The organism is Pseudoalteromonas undina, from assembly GCF_000238275.3.
GTDB classification, from domain to species: domain Bacteria; phylum Pseudomonadota; class Gammaproteobacteria; order Enterobacterales; family Alteromonadaceae; genus Pseudoalteromonas; species Pseudoalteromonas undina.
The window spans coordinates 13,993-27,519 of sequence record NZ_AHCF03000002.1 but is presented as its reverse complement, the minus strand read 5'-3'; the positions used below and the strand labels follow the sequence as shown (position 1 = coordinate 27,519).

General features: G+C 39.5%; 12 protein-coding genes. 7 read left to right on the top strand and 5 right to left on the bottom strand.

Translation table 11 applies throughout. The features are described 5' to 3' along the window. Positions 1-55 precede the first annotated feature (55 nt). Complete coding sequence (locus tag PUND_RS00745; RefSeq protein ID WP_010391941.1) at positions 56-514, top strand: EVE domain-containing protein; 459 nt, start codon at positions 56-58, stop codon at positions 512-514. Between the two features lie 123 nt (positions 515-637). After that, the gene (locus tag PUND_RS00740) at positions 638-1,669 is read left to right on the top strand and encodes a hypothetical protein (protein ID WP_010391939.1); all 1,032 of its coding nucleotides are present in this window, start codon (positions 638-640) and stop codon (positions 1,667-1,669) included. Positions 1,670-1,690: 21 nt separating this feature from the next. Here the strand turns inward: PUND_RS00740 and PUND_RS00735 are convergent, their stop codons facing one another. Together PUND_RS00735 and PUND_RS00730 are read right to left on the bottom strand one after the other, a co-directional pair. Continuing rightward, on the bottom strand, positions 1,691-1,882 hold the full coding sequence (locus PUND_RS00735) for a hypothetical protein (protein ID WP_010391937.1): 192 nt from the start codon (positions 1,880-1,882) through the stop codon (positions 1,691-1,693). Continuing rightward, complete coding sequence (locus PUND_RS00730; protein ID WP_010391935.1) at positions 1,882-2,949, bottom strand: potassium channel family protein; 1,068 nt, start codon at positions 2,947-2,949, stop codon at positions 1,882-1,884. Before PUND_RS00730 ends, PUND_RS00735 begins: the two co-directional genes overlap by 1 nt. Before the next feature lie 165 nt (positions 2,950-3,114). Between PUND_RS00730 and PUND_RS00725 the strand changes: the two genes are divergently transcribed. Both PUND_RS00725 and PUND_RS00720 read left to right on the top strand, forming a co-directional pair. Further along, a complete protein-coding gene (locus PUND_RS00725; RefSeq protein ID WP_010391933.1) occupies positions 3,115-4,062 on the top strand; it encodes a chemotaxis protein CheV in 948 nt (315 codons plus the stop codon). Between the two features lie 169 nt (positions 4,063-4,231). After that, positions 4,232-5,545 (top strand): short-chain fatty acid transporter, encoded by a 1,314-nt coding sequence (locus PUND_RS00720; protein WP_010391931.1) that lies wholly within the window; start codon positions 4,232-4,234, stop codon positions 5,543-5,545. A 101-nt stretch (positions 5,546-5,646) separates the two neighbouring features. Here the strand turns inward: PUND_RS00720 and PUND_RS00715 are convergent, their stop codons facing one another. Continuing rightward, on the bottom strand, positions 5,647-6,387 hold the full coding sequence (locus PUND_RS00715; protein WP_010391928.1) for a CPBP family intramembrane glutamic endopeptidase: 741 nt from the start codon (positions 6,385-6,387) through the stop codon (positions 5,647-5,649). Positions 6,388-6,562: 175 nt separating this feature from the next. After that, positions 6,563-7,579: a metalloprotease gene (locus PUND_RS00710; RefSeq protein ID WP_010391925.1), complete on the bottom strand. Its 1,017-nt coding sequence runs from the start codon at positions 7,577-7,579 to the stop codon at positions 6,563-6,565. A 178-nt stretch (positions 7,580-7,757) separates the two neighbouring features. Here PUND_RS00710 and PUND_RS00705 point away from each other — a divergent pair, with 178 nt between their 5' ends. Beyond that, a complete protein-coding gene (locus PUND_RS00705) occupies positions 7,758-8,972 on the top strand; it encodes an EAL domain-containing response regulator (protein ID WP_010391923.1) in 1,215 nt (404 codons plus the stop codon). Between the two features lie 38 nt (positions 8,973-9,010). Here PUND_RS00705 and PUND_RS00700 read toward each other — a convergent pair whose 3' ends face one another. Beyond that, entirely contained in the window at positions 9,011-10,078 is a 1,068-nt protein-coding gene (locus PUND_RS00700; protein ID WP_010391921.1) for a hemolysin family protein, read from the bottom strand. 84 nt (positions 10,079-10,162) lie between these two features. On the opposite strand from PUND_RS00700, the gene PUND_RS00695 reads away from it, so the two are divergent. Both PUND_RS00695 and PUND_RS00690 read left to right on the top strand, forming a co-directional pair. Then, a complete protein-coding gene (locus PUND_RS00695; protein ID WP_010391919.1) occupies positions 10,163-12,655 on the top strand; it encodes an alpha/beta hydrolase family protein in 2,493 nt (830 codons plus the stop codon). A 165-nt stretch (positions 12,656-12,820) separates the two neighbouring features. Further along, complete coding sequence (locus PUND_RS00690; protein ID WP_008108280.1) at positions 12,821-13,525, top strand: response regulator transcription factor; 705 nt, start codon at positions 12,821-12,823, stop codon at positions 13,523-13,525. Positions 13,526-13,527 lie beyond the last annotated feature (2 nt).

The window sequence follows — 13,527 nt, the reverse complement described above, 5'->3', positions numbered from 1 at the left end:
AATGATACTATACAATAGTTAAAAAATACTAACTCACTGATTGAGGAAATTTAATATGGCATTTTGGCTTTTTAAAACCGAACCCGACGCCTTTTCAATTGATGACTTAAAGCAAGCGCCAGAGCAAACAACGCTATGGGAAGGTGTACGCAACTACCAAGCGCGTAACTTTATTCGCGATGATGTAAAGCAGGGCGACTTAGTGATGATTTATCATTCTAGCTGCAAACAGGTTGGCGTTGCAGGACTTGGTGTGGTTACTAAGGCTGCTTACCCTGATCCAACGCAATTTGATTTAAGTAGCGACTATTACGATGCTAAGGCAACCACTGAAAACCCTCGCTGGTTTGTGGTAGAAATAACCTATCAGGCGCATTTGAGTAGTTTAGTCAGCCTGCAAGCGATCAAAGCAAATACTGCTATAACTGATATAGCACTTAAAAAAGGCGGGCGTTTATCGGTCATGCCAGTGACCGAAAATGATTGGCATGAAATTTTAAATATGGCGAAATAAGCCACTAAAATAACTACATTTTTTTCATTAAAATAATACTCCACCAGCGCAGCATGTCACCGCTCGATTTTCTTATGGGGCCAAATTTGTTATGATCTGCGGCTTGCGTTTACTGGAGGAAAAATGAAATTACTGTATTGGTTAGATGAATGGTTAACTCTCAGCGATGATGAGAGGCAAGCAAAACTACCAACCTCTGGTGGAGATTTACTCGGTGATGTGTATGTAAAATATCACTTTGTTGACCTCACTAAACCCCTACTTTTTACTTTTTCTCCTGCGGGCACCGATATACAAGAACGCGATCTAAATGAAGACTTTGCCCCTTGGGGCTATCATTTAGCGCAAAAGCAAGATGTTAATATTATTGCGTTTCAGCATTTGGGTAAAAGCAATTGGTTTCGTAACCGCAATTTAATCTTTTTTATTGAGCAGCTATCAACTTTACTCTCTCCTTTTAAAACTAAGTTAGGCTATGGGCTCAGTCGTGGCGGCTTTGCTGTGGGTGCATTTGCTAAGTTACTCAAACTCGATAAAGTACTGCTTTTCCATCCTGTTAGCACCAAAAACAAACTTATCGCCCCTTGGGATGACCGCTCAAGTACTGAAATTGCTCAGCAATATGACTGGCAAGGTGACTACCATGATTTAGATTTAGGGGATGCCAAGGGTTACATTATTTACGACCCAACCAATCGTATTGACCGCCAACATGCTAAACGCTATAAACAGCTCACTCACTTACGCGTGTTTGGTATGGGTCACGGCACTCACGCCACCTATTTAAATAAGTTTGGTTTTTATAAACAAGTAGCGGTTGATTTTATTCGTGATCAGCAAATCGACATCGCGCAATTTAGGCTGCAAACAAAAACACTGCGTTTAAAAGAGGATTATTATAAAAAACTTAATAAAGCCAACGCTAAATCGGCACATCGCCAAGCGTTATTAAGTACGGCTCACACTATTTTAATCGACGAAAAAGCAGCGCACGTTAAAGAGCATCAAGCGAAAATTGATATTCAACCTTTAATAGAGGTAGCTATTAAGCATCAAGACGAAAGCCCAAATGATGCCATTAAGCTATTAGAAGTTGCTCAACAACTCGTGCCTGACGACCCACTTGTTGAGCATAAACTGAGACAATTAGAATAAGTAACAAAAGGTACTCATTCTTTACTTTTTCTTGGCGTGCCCTTGCTTGGGCACAATCGAAAAGTAAAGAATCAGCGCTATCCACGAAAAGAAGATAGCGCCAACTAGCCAGCCATTTTTTTCATGGCCTTGGCTACGCTTACTGTTAAGAATTATCATGATAGGAAAAATGTAAGCGCATAAAACAATAATTAAAAAAGCAACTTCAGTCATTATTTTTCCAAGCTAAGCCAATCAACTTCACCACTTAACACCCGCTCTTGCGCGATGTAATGCAGAATATCACCCGCATTTACTGCATAATCTAGAGGTGGATTTAAATCCATATTCTTTGCACTTAAATTATGAGCTACACCTAACAATATTGCATCATGATCGTACTTAAAATGATGAAATAATTTACCAAATTCCATGGTTTTTATATCACTGGGTATTTGTAGGCTAAATTGCGTATCACCATGCAAAGTAGATAACAACTCTTCTTGAACTCGACTTGAGCCTGGGTCTTGCATTGAGCGCACTAAAATCTCTGCTGACTTAGTGCTACTACACTCTACATTGTGGCAATGCTCTAATAACATTTCTACTTTCGTTTCATCAAAAAAGTGTGCACTAATGTGACAATCTTCTTTGACTAAACGGCTAATACGCAGTGCGGTAGTAAATGTTTGGTCGTCATCTTGGCCATCAATAATCACTTTATCGGCATGGCGAATGGCAACGCGTTCTAATTCATCCAAATCGGTAAAACTAGTCAAACGAGCAAAATCAACATTCTCATTACTTAAAAATGGATGCTCTATTTGTTCAGTAACCGCCAATAAAATACGGCGGTCTGTACGTTTAGTATCAGCCAAAATATAGTCGATCATTTTTTTTGTTCGAGCATTATGCCAACCAAAAATAATAATGTGATTACTACTGTGAGCAAAGTTTTTATCACCAGTCATAGCGCGCCTAATTAAGTAAGTTACTGTTTGCCCTGTTTTACCTAACAAGACACCAAATAAAGCCAAACCAAAGGGTATTTGTATTAATGCGACAATCCAACGGCCCAAGTCAGATGATGGACTTAAATCTCCATACCCTACCGTTGAAGTGGTTACCGTGTAGTAGTAAAAAAAGGTCCCTGGCGAAAGTAGTGCTTGCTCATTAGCCATAAATAATAAGCACCAAGTAAGTAGCATGTGTAAAGACGTTGCAATTACAACAGACTGCCAACTAACCTGATCAATGTGACTGCGCAACAGTACAACAATACGTTTAAAAATATGATGCATAATTTTTTGTTAATCGATTGATTATTTGAATCATTTGGTAACACGATACTGCACATCATAACACTTAAGCAACGTTTTACTGTAATCGAAATATTCACGGTTCGTTATGAATAAAAATAAGAGTAAACTATAGTTATTAAGTTATGAGGAAAGAATGGGTCTATTATGTCAGGTGTTTTAGCGTCAGTTGATCAACGTACTCAGCTTGTAGGTGAGAATCGTTTAGAATTGCTACTTTTTTATTTACATAGTCGCCATTTATTTGCACTCAATGTATTTAAAATTAAAGAAGTAGTGAAGCTTCCCCGTTTAAGCAAAATACCGCACTCTCACCCTAAGGTGACGGGTGTTGCCAATATACGAGGTGAATCTATTCCGGTGATTGATTTACGCCAAGCCATTTCTATGTCGCACAAAGAGCATGGTGAAGATTGTAATTTAGTAGTGACTGAATATAACCGTACCACCCAAGGTTTTTTAATTGGTAAGGTTGATCAAATCATGAACATGACCTGGTCTGATATTATGCCACCACCCAGCTCAGTGGGTAAAAATCATTACATTACTGCACTTACTAAAGTACAGCGCGACGACGTGGAGCACTTGGTAGAAATTATAGATGTAGAAAAAGTACTGGCTGAAATAGTTGAGTACGAGGTTAATATTTCAGATGGGGTGTTAGACCAAACTATAGTTAACGAATTCTCTGGGCGAAAAATACTACATGCTGATGACTCGCCAACAGCACGCAAGCAAGTTAGCGATACGCTATCGCAGCTTGGTATCGAAATCGTTCCTGCCAGTAATGGCTTGGAAGCACTCAATATGCTTAAAAGTTGGGCCGATGAAGGCCGCGATGTTGAAAAAGAATTACTTATGGTGATTACTGATGCCGAAATGCCTTCAATGGATGGTTATCGATTAACCTATGAAATACGTAACGACAACCGCTTAAAAAACTTACATGTGGTACTTAATACCTCACTAAGTGGCAGCTTTAACCAAGCCATGGTGGAAAAGGTCGGCTGTGATGCATTTTTATCAAAATTTCAGCCTGACTTACTGGTGCAAGAAGTACAAAATCGTTTAAAACATGTGTTAGGCAACGCTTAATTATAAAACTAGCAAATATCTGCCAGGGTAAATATTTGCTAGTAACATTCTCCTCATCAGCAACCTTTAAAAAATCTGCCTTACTGAGTGGTTATTCAAAGCTGTGTTTGCTAATCCTAAGATTTCATGATTAATTAGCAAATAAGTTTTCACTAACTCGTTATTAATTATGCTCAATAAAGTTGCCAGCCCGTTTACTAAGCTCGTCGAGCGCTACTTACCCGACCCATTTATATTTGTCATTATGCTCACTATTATTACCTTGGGTATTGCGAATTTAGCGACTCCTGCAACTACACTTGAGGTAATCACATCATGGGGTAGCGGGTTTTGGAACTTACTAAGCTTTGCCATGCAAATGCTGTTGGTGCTAGTAACAGGCTACATGCTCGCCAGTACCTCGTTAATAAGTAAGTTATTAACAAAATTAGCAACGCTTGCTAATACGGCTCCAAAAGCCATTATTTTAGTGACATTTATTTCGCTGTTAGCAAGCTGGCTTAATTGGGGATTTGGCTTAGTAATTGGGGCTTTATTTGCTAAAGCAATTGCCAAACAAACTCGAGTAGATTATCGGCTATTAGTAGCAAGTGCTTACTCAGGTTTTGTAGTATGGCACGGCGGATTGGCAGGTTCCGTACCACTAACCATTGCCAGCGAAGGGCATTTTTCACAGGCAACAATGGGGATTATTGGCACCGAGCAAACCTTGTTCGCAGGTTTTAACATTGCGATTCTGATTGGCTTATTTATTATTATGCCGTTAGTTAACCGTTATATGCTACCGAGTGAAAAAGACAGTGTTTATATTGACCCATCACTGCTTAAGAACACTTTAGCCGATAAAGTAACAATAACACGCCCTGCGCAACATTTAGAGCAAAGCAAACTGCTTGGCATGGGCATTGGCTTACTCGGACTTGCCTACTTAGGTTATTACTTTTTTATCGCAGGTGGCGGCTTAAATCTCAACAGCGTGATAGCGCTTTTCTTATTTTTAGCTATCACACTGCATCAGACCCCCCACAATTTACTAAATAGCCTACAACAAGCGATTCCAAGTGGCGCGGGAATTGTAATTCAGTTCCCTTTTTATGCCGGTATTATGGCGGTTATGGTCGATACAGGGTTAGCACAACAAATATCGCAGGGCTTTATTGCCATCGCTGATGCCGATAGCTTGCCATTTTACAGTTTTATTAGTGCGGGGTTAGTTAATATGTTTGTGCCCTCAGGTGGTGGACAATGGGCAGTACAAGCGCCTATTGTTATCCCTGCAGCACAAGAGCTTGGTGCAGATATGGCAAGGGTTGCTATGGCTGTAGCATGGGGAGATGCTTGGACTAATCTAATTCAACCTTTTTGGGCACTACCCGTATTGGCTATAGCGGGCCTAAAAGCTAAAGATATTATGGGTTTTTGCGTGGTACAGCTTATTATTACTGGGGTGTTTATATCGTTGGTATTGAGCTTTTATCCGTGAGTATTTTGGTTATAAATAGGCGCGATTTTATATCGCGCTTGCTAGCTGCAAACCAAAAGAACTAAGTAAGAAAGTAAAGTTAACTGATAAGTCATTTAACCTCACCAAATAATCTCACCTAGTGCTAATAAATTACAGATCATGTGAGCGATAATGCAATACCACAAGTTACCCGATAGATGACGAATTAATCCCATCAAACAAGAAAACACAAACAGAGAAATAAAAATTTCAACTTGATCATACTGCCCATGTAACAATGTAAACACGATACTTGGGATAATAATTGCGCCAATAGCTCCCAAGGCTGTTTTTTTCAGCCTGTAGAATGCAACTCCTCGAAAAACTACTTCCTCAAATATAGGCCCAATAAATACTGCTGCTAAAAACAGCATAATTTTAGCTAAAAGCGAGTTTGTTTGTGCTTCAACTTCTAACATAAAACCTGGCAAGGCGACTTCCATAAAGCCAAAAAGCCATTGTTCCAGTAAAACGTAAGCCGCTGTTAGTAGCACTGTAATGATTAAAGGAAAAAGAGCCACCTTCTCTATTGCTAAACGCCCAATAACTTCGCTTTTATTTTGCGCATCAAGAGTAGACTTTAAAAATGGCAGCGTAAGTACAGCAGTGAGGAAGGTAGATATAAAAACTAAGCCGGGATTCGAATCTAGTTGCTCTAAATGAGTAATGTCATTTAATAATAATGCCCCACCACCCGATAAAAAAATAATCAAGTATGAAGCCATTGGGAGCGCCAGTGAAAAAAAGGCCAACCAATAAAGCGTGTACAATAAAGATTCCACTGTACTTTGGTTTACTTGTTGTTTTATCGCATCATCCATAATTTTATCAGCTCACGGCTTCTTGTTATTTTTCATTCTGAGGGATAATACCATACCAATTCCCCCATTAAGAAACAAACCAAAACTAACATCTTGCTATCGCCATACAAACCTTAAAAAATACCGTGCAAAAAACAGCATGGTGAGCAAAATTTGATCTGCCATACTGTTTTTTTTAGCTCGATAAAATTGTCATCGGTAGGCTAAGTATTGGATTTTCAGAATCTGCAAAATGCATCATCACTGCTACATGGCCTACAACTACCAGCACATACATTACTGCTGAAAAGCCTTGTCCATATTTATCTAATGGCAGTAAATGTGAGTAATGGCGGCCGCGCCATTCAAACACAATTTCTAGCGCCCCAACAAATAAAAAGAACACTAATAACATTAAACCAAAGGTGTAACTTAGCCATAAACCAAATAGCACACCTAGTAAGCACACACTTAAACCAACCCAAGAGCGCATTGAAAAGCTAATGCTTTTTAGTACATGCCCGCCATCAAGCGGTAAAATAGGCAGTAAATTGAATAAATTAAGCAGTGCACTAAGCACCGCAACACCTGCAAATATTTCCATTTCCGTAGCGTAATAAAGCACTACACCAAGTACAGAAGTAAACAAACCAAAGGCAGGCCCCATTAGTGATATAACCACATCTTGCCAGCGCGTAGTTATTTTATCGTCGCTAACGGCTAACCCGCCTACAAAAGGAATTAAATAAATGCCTTTGGTTTTAATGCCAAAATACTTCATAGCTCGTACGTGGCCATATTCGTGTACCACCAGGCAAGCAATCAGCATTAACGCAAATTCAATGGTAAACAGCCACGCATAACCCGCTACCGATGCACTGGCAAGCGCCACTTTAACAACTTTAGCACTTTTAAATAATTTAAAGCCAAGCGCCGCGAGCCCTAAAAACCCTTTTTTAGGTTCGCCTTGTGCTGCTGCAGGTAAAGCTAACTGAGTTGCAAACTGATTATTTACATATAGCGCCAAGCTTTGCTGGCTTACTTCGCTGCTATCAATACCAATTAACTGCTCATCAAGCATAAACTCGACATAATTTTCACGTGGGTTTTCAAATGCAATCGCTTGCTGATCATGAAATATTTTTACAACTTGCTGCTCTGCTATCATTAGCGTAAACGGTTGCTCTGCCAGAGAGAGTTCGACTTTTATCATTATTCTAACCATTATAAATTATGCCGCTAGTATACCTTTCCACCAAAAAAACACGAGTGAGCTAGCATCATTTTATTAGCAACAATTTAAGGTAAAAATGCCTGAAATACTGACAAAAACAATTCAAGCGACTATTTTTAGTATTACAGGAAGTAAGCTACAACTACCAAGGACACCAATGCGAACTCAATTGCCAAATATACTCGTTGTTGATGACTCAAAAGCCATTTTAATTGTTATGAAAGCGATTTTTAATGAGCTCGAAATGCCAGAAGTCACCACTTGCTTAAGCGCAGTTACAGCATTAGAGAAAGTAAAGCCTGATATAAACTTTTATGACGCCATATTTACTGATCTGAATATGCCAGAAATGGATGGTATGGAGTTAATCCGTAATTTAGGTGAAATAGGCTATTGCGGTGCGATTGTTATTATTTCTGAAATGGACCCTAAAATAATCAGCCTAGCAGCTGACCTAGCCAAGCAGCACAATGTGCATTTAATTGGTAACCTTACCAAGCCTGTGCAATTAAATCAGGTAAATACGTTACTTGCCAAAATAGCGCAGTTAAACAGCCACACACTTGTAAAAGAGCGCCCAATTACTAAAGCTAAGCTGATTAACGCATTAAAAAATAATGAAATAACACCGTATTACCAACCTAAAATAAATATAAACAATAACCAAATACAAAGTGTTGAAGTATTGGCTCGCATTGTTTCAAATAAAAACGAACGCGTTATTTTACCAAGCCGCTTTATAAGCCTTGCAGAGCAATGTGATTTAATCAATGACATTACTTTTACGCTGTTTGAAAAAGCCTGCAATGACTTAAAGCAGCTTAAAGAGCAATTAGGAGAAAGCTTAAAATTGTCATTTAATATGTCGCCATGCCAGTTAAATGATTTGAACTGCCCTAATAAGTTATTGCTGCTATTACAAAAGTACGGCGTGCTTCCCAGTGATGTGGTTGTTGAAATAACCGAACAACATGCGCTTTCAAGCTATACCCAACTTGAAACCTTAAATAGATTCAGAATATTTGGTTTTGGTATTTCGCTGGATGACTTTGGTACTGGCTTTACTAATATTAATCAACTAAAACAACTTCCTTTCACTGAAGTTAAAATAGACCGCTCTTTTATAAGCCATATTGAAACCGATAAGTTTTCGCAAGTGGTGGTCAGCTCATTAATTAATATGACTAACCAAGAGCAGCTACAACTTGTTGCTGAGGGTGTTGAGCGCCCAGAAGAACTTGCCTACCTAAAGCACTATCAAACAGACTTAACTATACAAGGATTTTTGTTTAGCTGCCCAAAAGCAAAAGCTGAATTTATCTCATGGGCACAGCACTGGATAAAAACAGCCACTAAAACAAATAATAACTAGGGCCTGCTGACCTTTGTCTGTTGATATTTACAGACCTCCTAACGAGGTTCGTTATCGTCGGCGCTGACGATATGTTCACTATCAGCTAAACGTTGATGCCAACGTTGTTTAGCCACGGCACGCATGTTGGTAGATTGATCTCGCTCATCAACAATTTCTAAACCCATTAACGCTTCGATCATATCTTCTAGGGTTACAATGCCTTGTACATCACCGTATTCATCAATCACTAAACAAATATGGGTTCGCTTGGTGAGTAATGTTTGTAATAACGACGACACGTTTTGCGTACTCGGTACGGTATAAATAGGCTTAACCAGTTTACTAATTTTGTAGTCTGTACCTAAGCGGTGGTATGCCAACATGATATCGTTTTTATGAACAAACCCTATGATATCGTCAGCATCTTTGTCGTAAATTAGCACTCGAGAGAATGAGGAAGAGCCATGTTCACTTAAGTACTGATTAACAGTAAGGTCTTTATGAATTTTAAAAATAACCGTACGCGGAGTCATTAAATCGGTTAGTTTTGCATGTCTAAAGTGCAGTAAGTTGCGGATGATCTCTGATTCATCAGCATGAAGTGCCCCTGACTCACTGCCAATATCGGCCATCGCTTCTATTTCTTGGCGAATATAATAGGCCTCATTATGCTTTTGCCCCATCAAATTGGTTAGCTTTTGTGCAGCCCATACAAACGGCTTAAGTACTAACACCAAAATACGTAAACCATAAGTCACACTCGGTGTTAAAGCACGCCAATAATTGGCACCCAAGGTTTTTGGAATAATCTCAGATAACACCAGTACCAATAAAGTCATAATTGCAGATGCAATCCCCACTGCAGCATCTGAGAATACAACGGCGGCTTGTGCACCTACCCCTGCGGCACCAGCAGTATGGGCAACTGTATTAAGCGTTAAAATAGCCGCTAATGACTGATCAATATTACTTTTTAGCTTTTCAAGCTGCTTCGCCAGCACTGGACGCTCTTTGCGCAGCAATGCAACATAACTAGGCGAAATGCTTAATAGCACCGCCTCCATTATTGAACACAAAAACGAAATCACAATCGCTGTAACCATGTAAATGATTAATAGTGTCACTTTTTTTCCTCTATATTGGATATATGAGCATCATAACAATACATGCTATATTTGGCCAAATACCCAATAATAATAGGCATAACAATGAATTTAAGCGCACCTTGGCATCGTTACGCAAAACGTTTTACTTACTTAGCAACCCTACTAACATTAAGTAGTCTGAGTTTAACGACCTTAGCCGCCCCACTCGATCAATCAAAAATCCAATTTATTGGTCCTCTTGCAGAAGATATGCAAGCTAAGCCATTTCACACACCCCATAGCGATGTGATTATAAATAATCTAATTGCACAACTTAAATTAAATACAGAAAGCTTTGTTGTATTTGGTAAAAAACACAAGTGGCAACCACTTGATAAAATTAACGCGCTTACTTTAGGCGGTTTACAAGCACTTAAATTTAATTTGGAAACTAACCGATTTACTCAAGGCTCCTTAAACATTAAAGGAATAGAGCAAGGCCAGGTTTTTATCAATGGTGAGAAGCAAACTGGTGAAAACCAACGCTATCAGCTTGCTTTAAATAACGGCTCACATACCGTGGTCGTCATCGCTCAACAGGTTGCTAATTGGAATGATGTTAGCTTAGAGTTTGTGCCAAAAGCAGAAACTGACGTCGTGACCCTAACGACAAATAAAACCAAGCGCTTATCGGCTAAGCAATTGTTTGACGCCCCAACTATTAGTGCCCTCTCTTTGTCGCCTGATGCCAAACATTACTTAAGTACAACCAAGCACTATAGTGACAAAACCGGCAACGACGCCATTACCACAACCGAGCTTAAAAATACTAATAACCAAACGGTATACCGATTTGAAGCAGCCCAGCCAAGTCAGTTCATTTGGAGCCCTAATAACCAATTTTTAGTTTATTTACTAAACGGTGAATTAAAGCAACTAAACCGTAAAAACTTAACAATTAAAACCTTAGCCTCTGGCCTTGAAGGCGCAAGTAATTTCAACTTTTATAACGACAGCAGTATTATATTTAGTTGGTCAAAATCGCTAGAAGAAAATAACAGCCTAACCAAGCACCATAAAGGTCTTCAAGATCGTTGGTCATATGCCCGTACGGTTAGCCAATTATATTTACTCGATACCAACAGTGGTTTAACCAAAGCCCTAACTGAAGGCGTATTGAGCCATCAACTTGAAGATGCTAACAGCAACCGTGGAAAACTATTAATAAGCCGTCCAGTAATGGCGATGCAAGCCTCAACTCACCCAGAGACTGAGTTGGTTGAACTTACATTAAAATCCAACAGCATAAAATCATTAGGTAAGTTTAAAACCTTTAATCAAGCTAAATATGCCGCAAACAATATTTATGTTGTTGCAGGCCCTGATTTTAAGAATGGTGCAGGCAGAACATTACCAAAGAACATGCTGGCTAATAATTACGATGGCCAGCTGTACTTACTAACTGATAATGCCAAAAAAGTAACGGCGTTAAGCAAACAGTTTGACCCCGCAATTGGCACATTAGAAGTACTAAGCAATGGTGATGCGCTAATCAAAGTGACAGAAAAAGATACCCAACCACTGTATTTATTTGACCTGAGTAAACAGCGCTTTAAAAAGTTAAATACAGGCTTTGATATTGTGCAGCAATTTAGCTTTTCAAATACACGCAATGCCCAGTTATTAATTAGTGGCAGCAATGCGTCGAGCGCTCAACAACTCAAGCGCTTAGACGTAAGTAAAAACAAGGTAGAGATCATTTGGGACTCAAACCAGATTGCATATGCCAATACGACTATTCCTGCGCTTGAAGAATTTAACTTTACCAATAAGCGTGGCGTAGAAATCTCTGGCCGTGTTTATCTGCCAAGCAATTTTGATAAAGCCAAGAAGTACCCTGCTCTTGTTTATTATTATGGTGGCACCTCACCAGTAACACGCGGGTTTACGGGCCGCTACCCTTTTAACTTATGGGCAGCAAACGGGTATGTGGTTTATGTTGTACAACCAACCGGCGCAACGGGTTTTGGGCAAACTTTTTCAGCACAACATGTAAATGCTTGGGGCGACTATACCGCCGATGACATTATGCAAGGCACAGAGGCATTTTTAGCTAAATATGATTTTGTAGACAGTAGTAAAGTAGGTAATCTTGGTGCATCTTATGGTGGCTTTATGACTATGCTGCTTGCCACCAAAACCGATATGTTTAGCGCATCTATTGCGCATGCCGGTATTTCAAACTTAACGTCATACTGGGGTGAAGGATGGTGGGGTTATTTATACTCAGGCGAAGCCTCAAAAAATAGCTTTCCGTGGAATAGTCCTCAACTTTACAGCCAGCATAGCCCTGTATTCCATGCTGATAAAGTAACCACACCATTACTGCTTATTCATGGTGACAGTGATACCAATGTGCCTGTGGGCGAAAGCTTAACTATGTATACCGCACTAAAACTGCTTAATAAAGACGTTGAAATGATAGAGTACAAAGGAGCGGATCACCAAATATTTGCGCGCGATAAGCGATTTAATTGGTGGAACACCATGTTGGCTTACTTTGACAAAAACTTAAAAAATGAACCACAATGGTGGGATTCAATGTATAAAGATTAGTAACCATAATGCGCACTTTGTCGCTCAAGTGAAAAGTGCGCATTACAAAAGTAATGTTATTAGACCAATTCGTAATATAATGTTACCGAAAAACAACGATCTCTGTGTTATACAGGCCATCAATGATGCTAATATGTAAAGCTGAAACTAAAAAAATAACAGACTATGGCAATTAATGTTTTATTGGTTGAAGATGACGAACTACTCGTAAAGCGCATCCAAAATCATTTTATAAATACCGAGTTTTCTATTGACGTTGACCCCACCGGGGCCGATGCGTTAAATGTTGTTAAAAGCCGCGTAAGTCAGCGCAATACTATTTCCTTGGCAATAATTGATATTGTGCTACCAAAACGCGACGGTTTACAACTTGCCAAAGAGCTAAATACGCTCACCGATATTGGCGTTATCTTATTATCGAGTCGTGACTCACAAGCCGATCGAATTGCAGGCCTTGCTCAAGGTGCCGATGACTATATTTGCAAGCCGGTAGATTTACTTGAGCTTGAGCTAAGAATGCGCGCCCTATACAAACGAGTTGCCAATAATCACAGCGACGATGACAGTGAAGAGTTTATTGAATACGCCGATTTTAAGCTTCATCCAGATAATCGCACCCTTATTACAGCCAGTGGGATTGAATCACGACTGACTGAAGCAGAACACAAAGTGCTTATTTGTTTGATTGGTAATGCTGGTAAAGCGACTTCCCGTGAAAAAATATCAGAAGAAATTGGCCAGCCCGATTGGAGCCCCAACGATCGCACAGTAGACGTGTTAGTGGGTCGTTTACGTAAAAAGCTGAACGATGAGAAAGATCAAAAACGTATTGTCACTGTTCGCGGTAAAGGCTATATGCTTTCAATTTAAAG

What these genes read in the sequence shown, in the direction of transcription:
- PUND_RS00735 (WP_010391937.1), bottom strand. Translation starts at nt 1,882, where the DNA reads ATGACTGAAGTTGCTTTTTTAATTATTGTTTTATGCGCTTACATTTTT.
- PUND_RS00695 (WP_010391919.1), top strand. Translation starts at nt 10,163, where the DNA reads ATGAATTTAAGCGCACCTTGGCATCGTTACGCAAAACGTTTTACTTAC.
- PUND_RS00715 (WP_010391928.1), bottom strand. Translation starts at nt 6,387, where the DNA reads ATGGATGATGCGATAAAACAACAAGTAAACCAAAGTACAGTGGAATCT.
- PUND_RS00745 (WP_010391941.1), top strand. Translation starts at nt 56, where the DNA reads ATGGCATTTTGGCTTTTTAAAACCGAACCCGACGCCTTTTCAATTGAT.
- PUND_RS00740 (WP_010391939.1), top strand. Translation starts at nt 638, where the DNA reads ATGAAATTACTGTATTGGTTAGATGAATGGTTAACTCTCAGCGATGAT.
- PUND_RS00730 (WP_010391935.1), bottom strand. Translation starts at nt 2,949, where the DNA reads ATGCATCATATTTTTAAACGTATTGTTGTACTGTTGCGCAGTCACATT.
- PUND_RS00690 (WP_008108280.1), top strand. Translation starts at nt 12,821, where the DNA reads ATGGCAATTAATGTTTTATTGGTTGAAGATGACGAACTACTCGTAAAG.
- PUND_RS00710 (WP_010391925.1), bottom strand. Translation starts at nt 7,579, where the DNA reads ATGATAAAAGTCGAACTCTCTCTGGCAGAGCAACCGTTTACGCTAATG.
- PUND_RS00720 (WP_010391931.1), top strand. Translation starts at nt 4,232, where the DNA reads ATGCTCAATAAAGTTGCCAGCCCGTTTACTAAGCTCGTCGAGCGCTAC.
- PUND_RS00725 (WP_010391933.1), top strand. Translation starts at nt 3,115, where the DNA reads ATGTCAGGTGTTTTAGCGTCAGTTGATCAACGTACTCAGCTTGTAGGT.
- PUND_RS00705 (WP_010391923.1), top strand. Translation starts at nt 7,758, where the DNA reads ATGCGAACTCAATTGCCAAATATACTCGTTGTTGATGACTCAAAAGCC.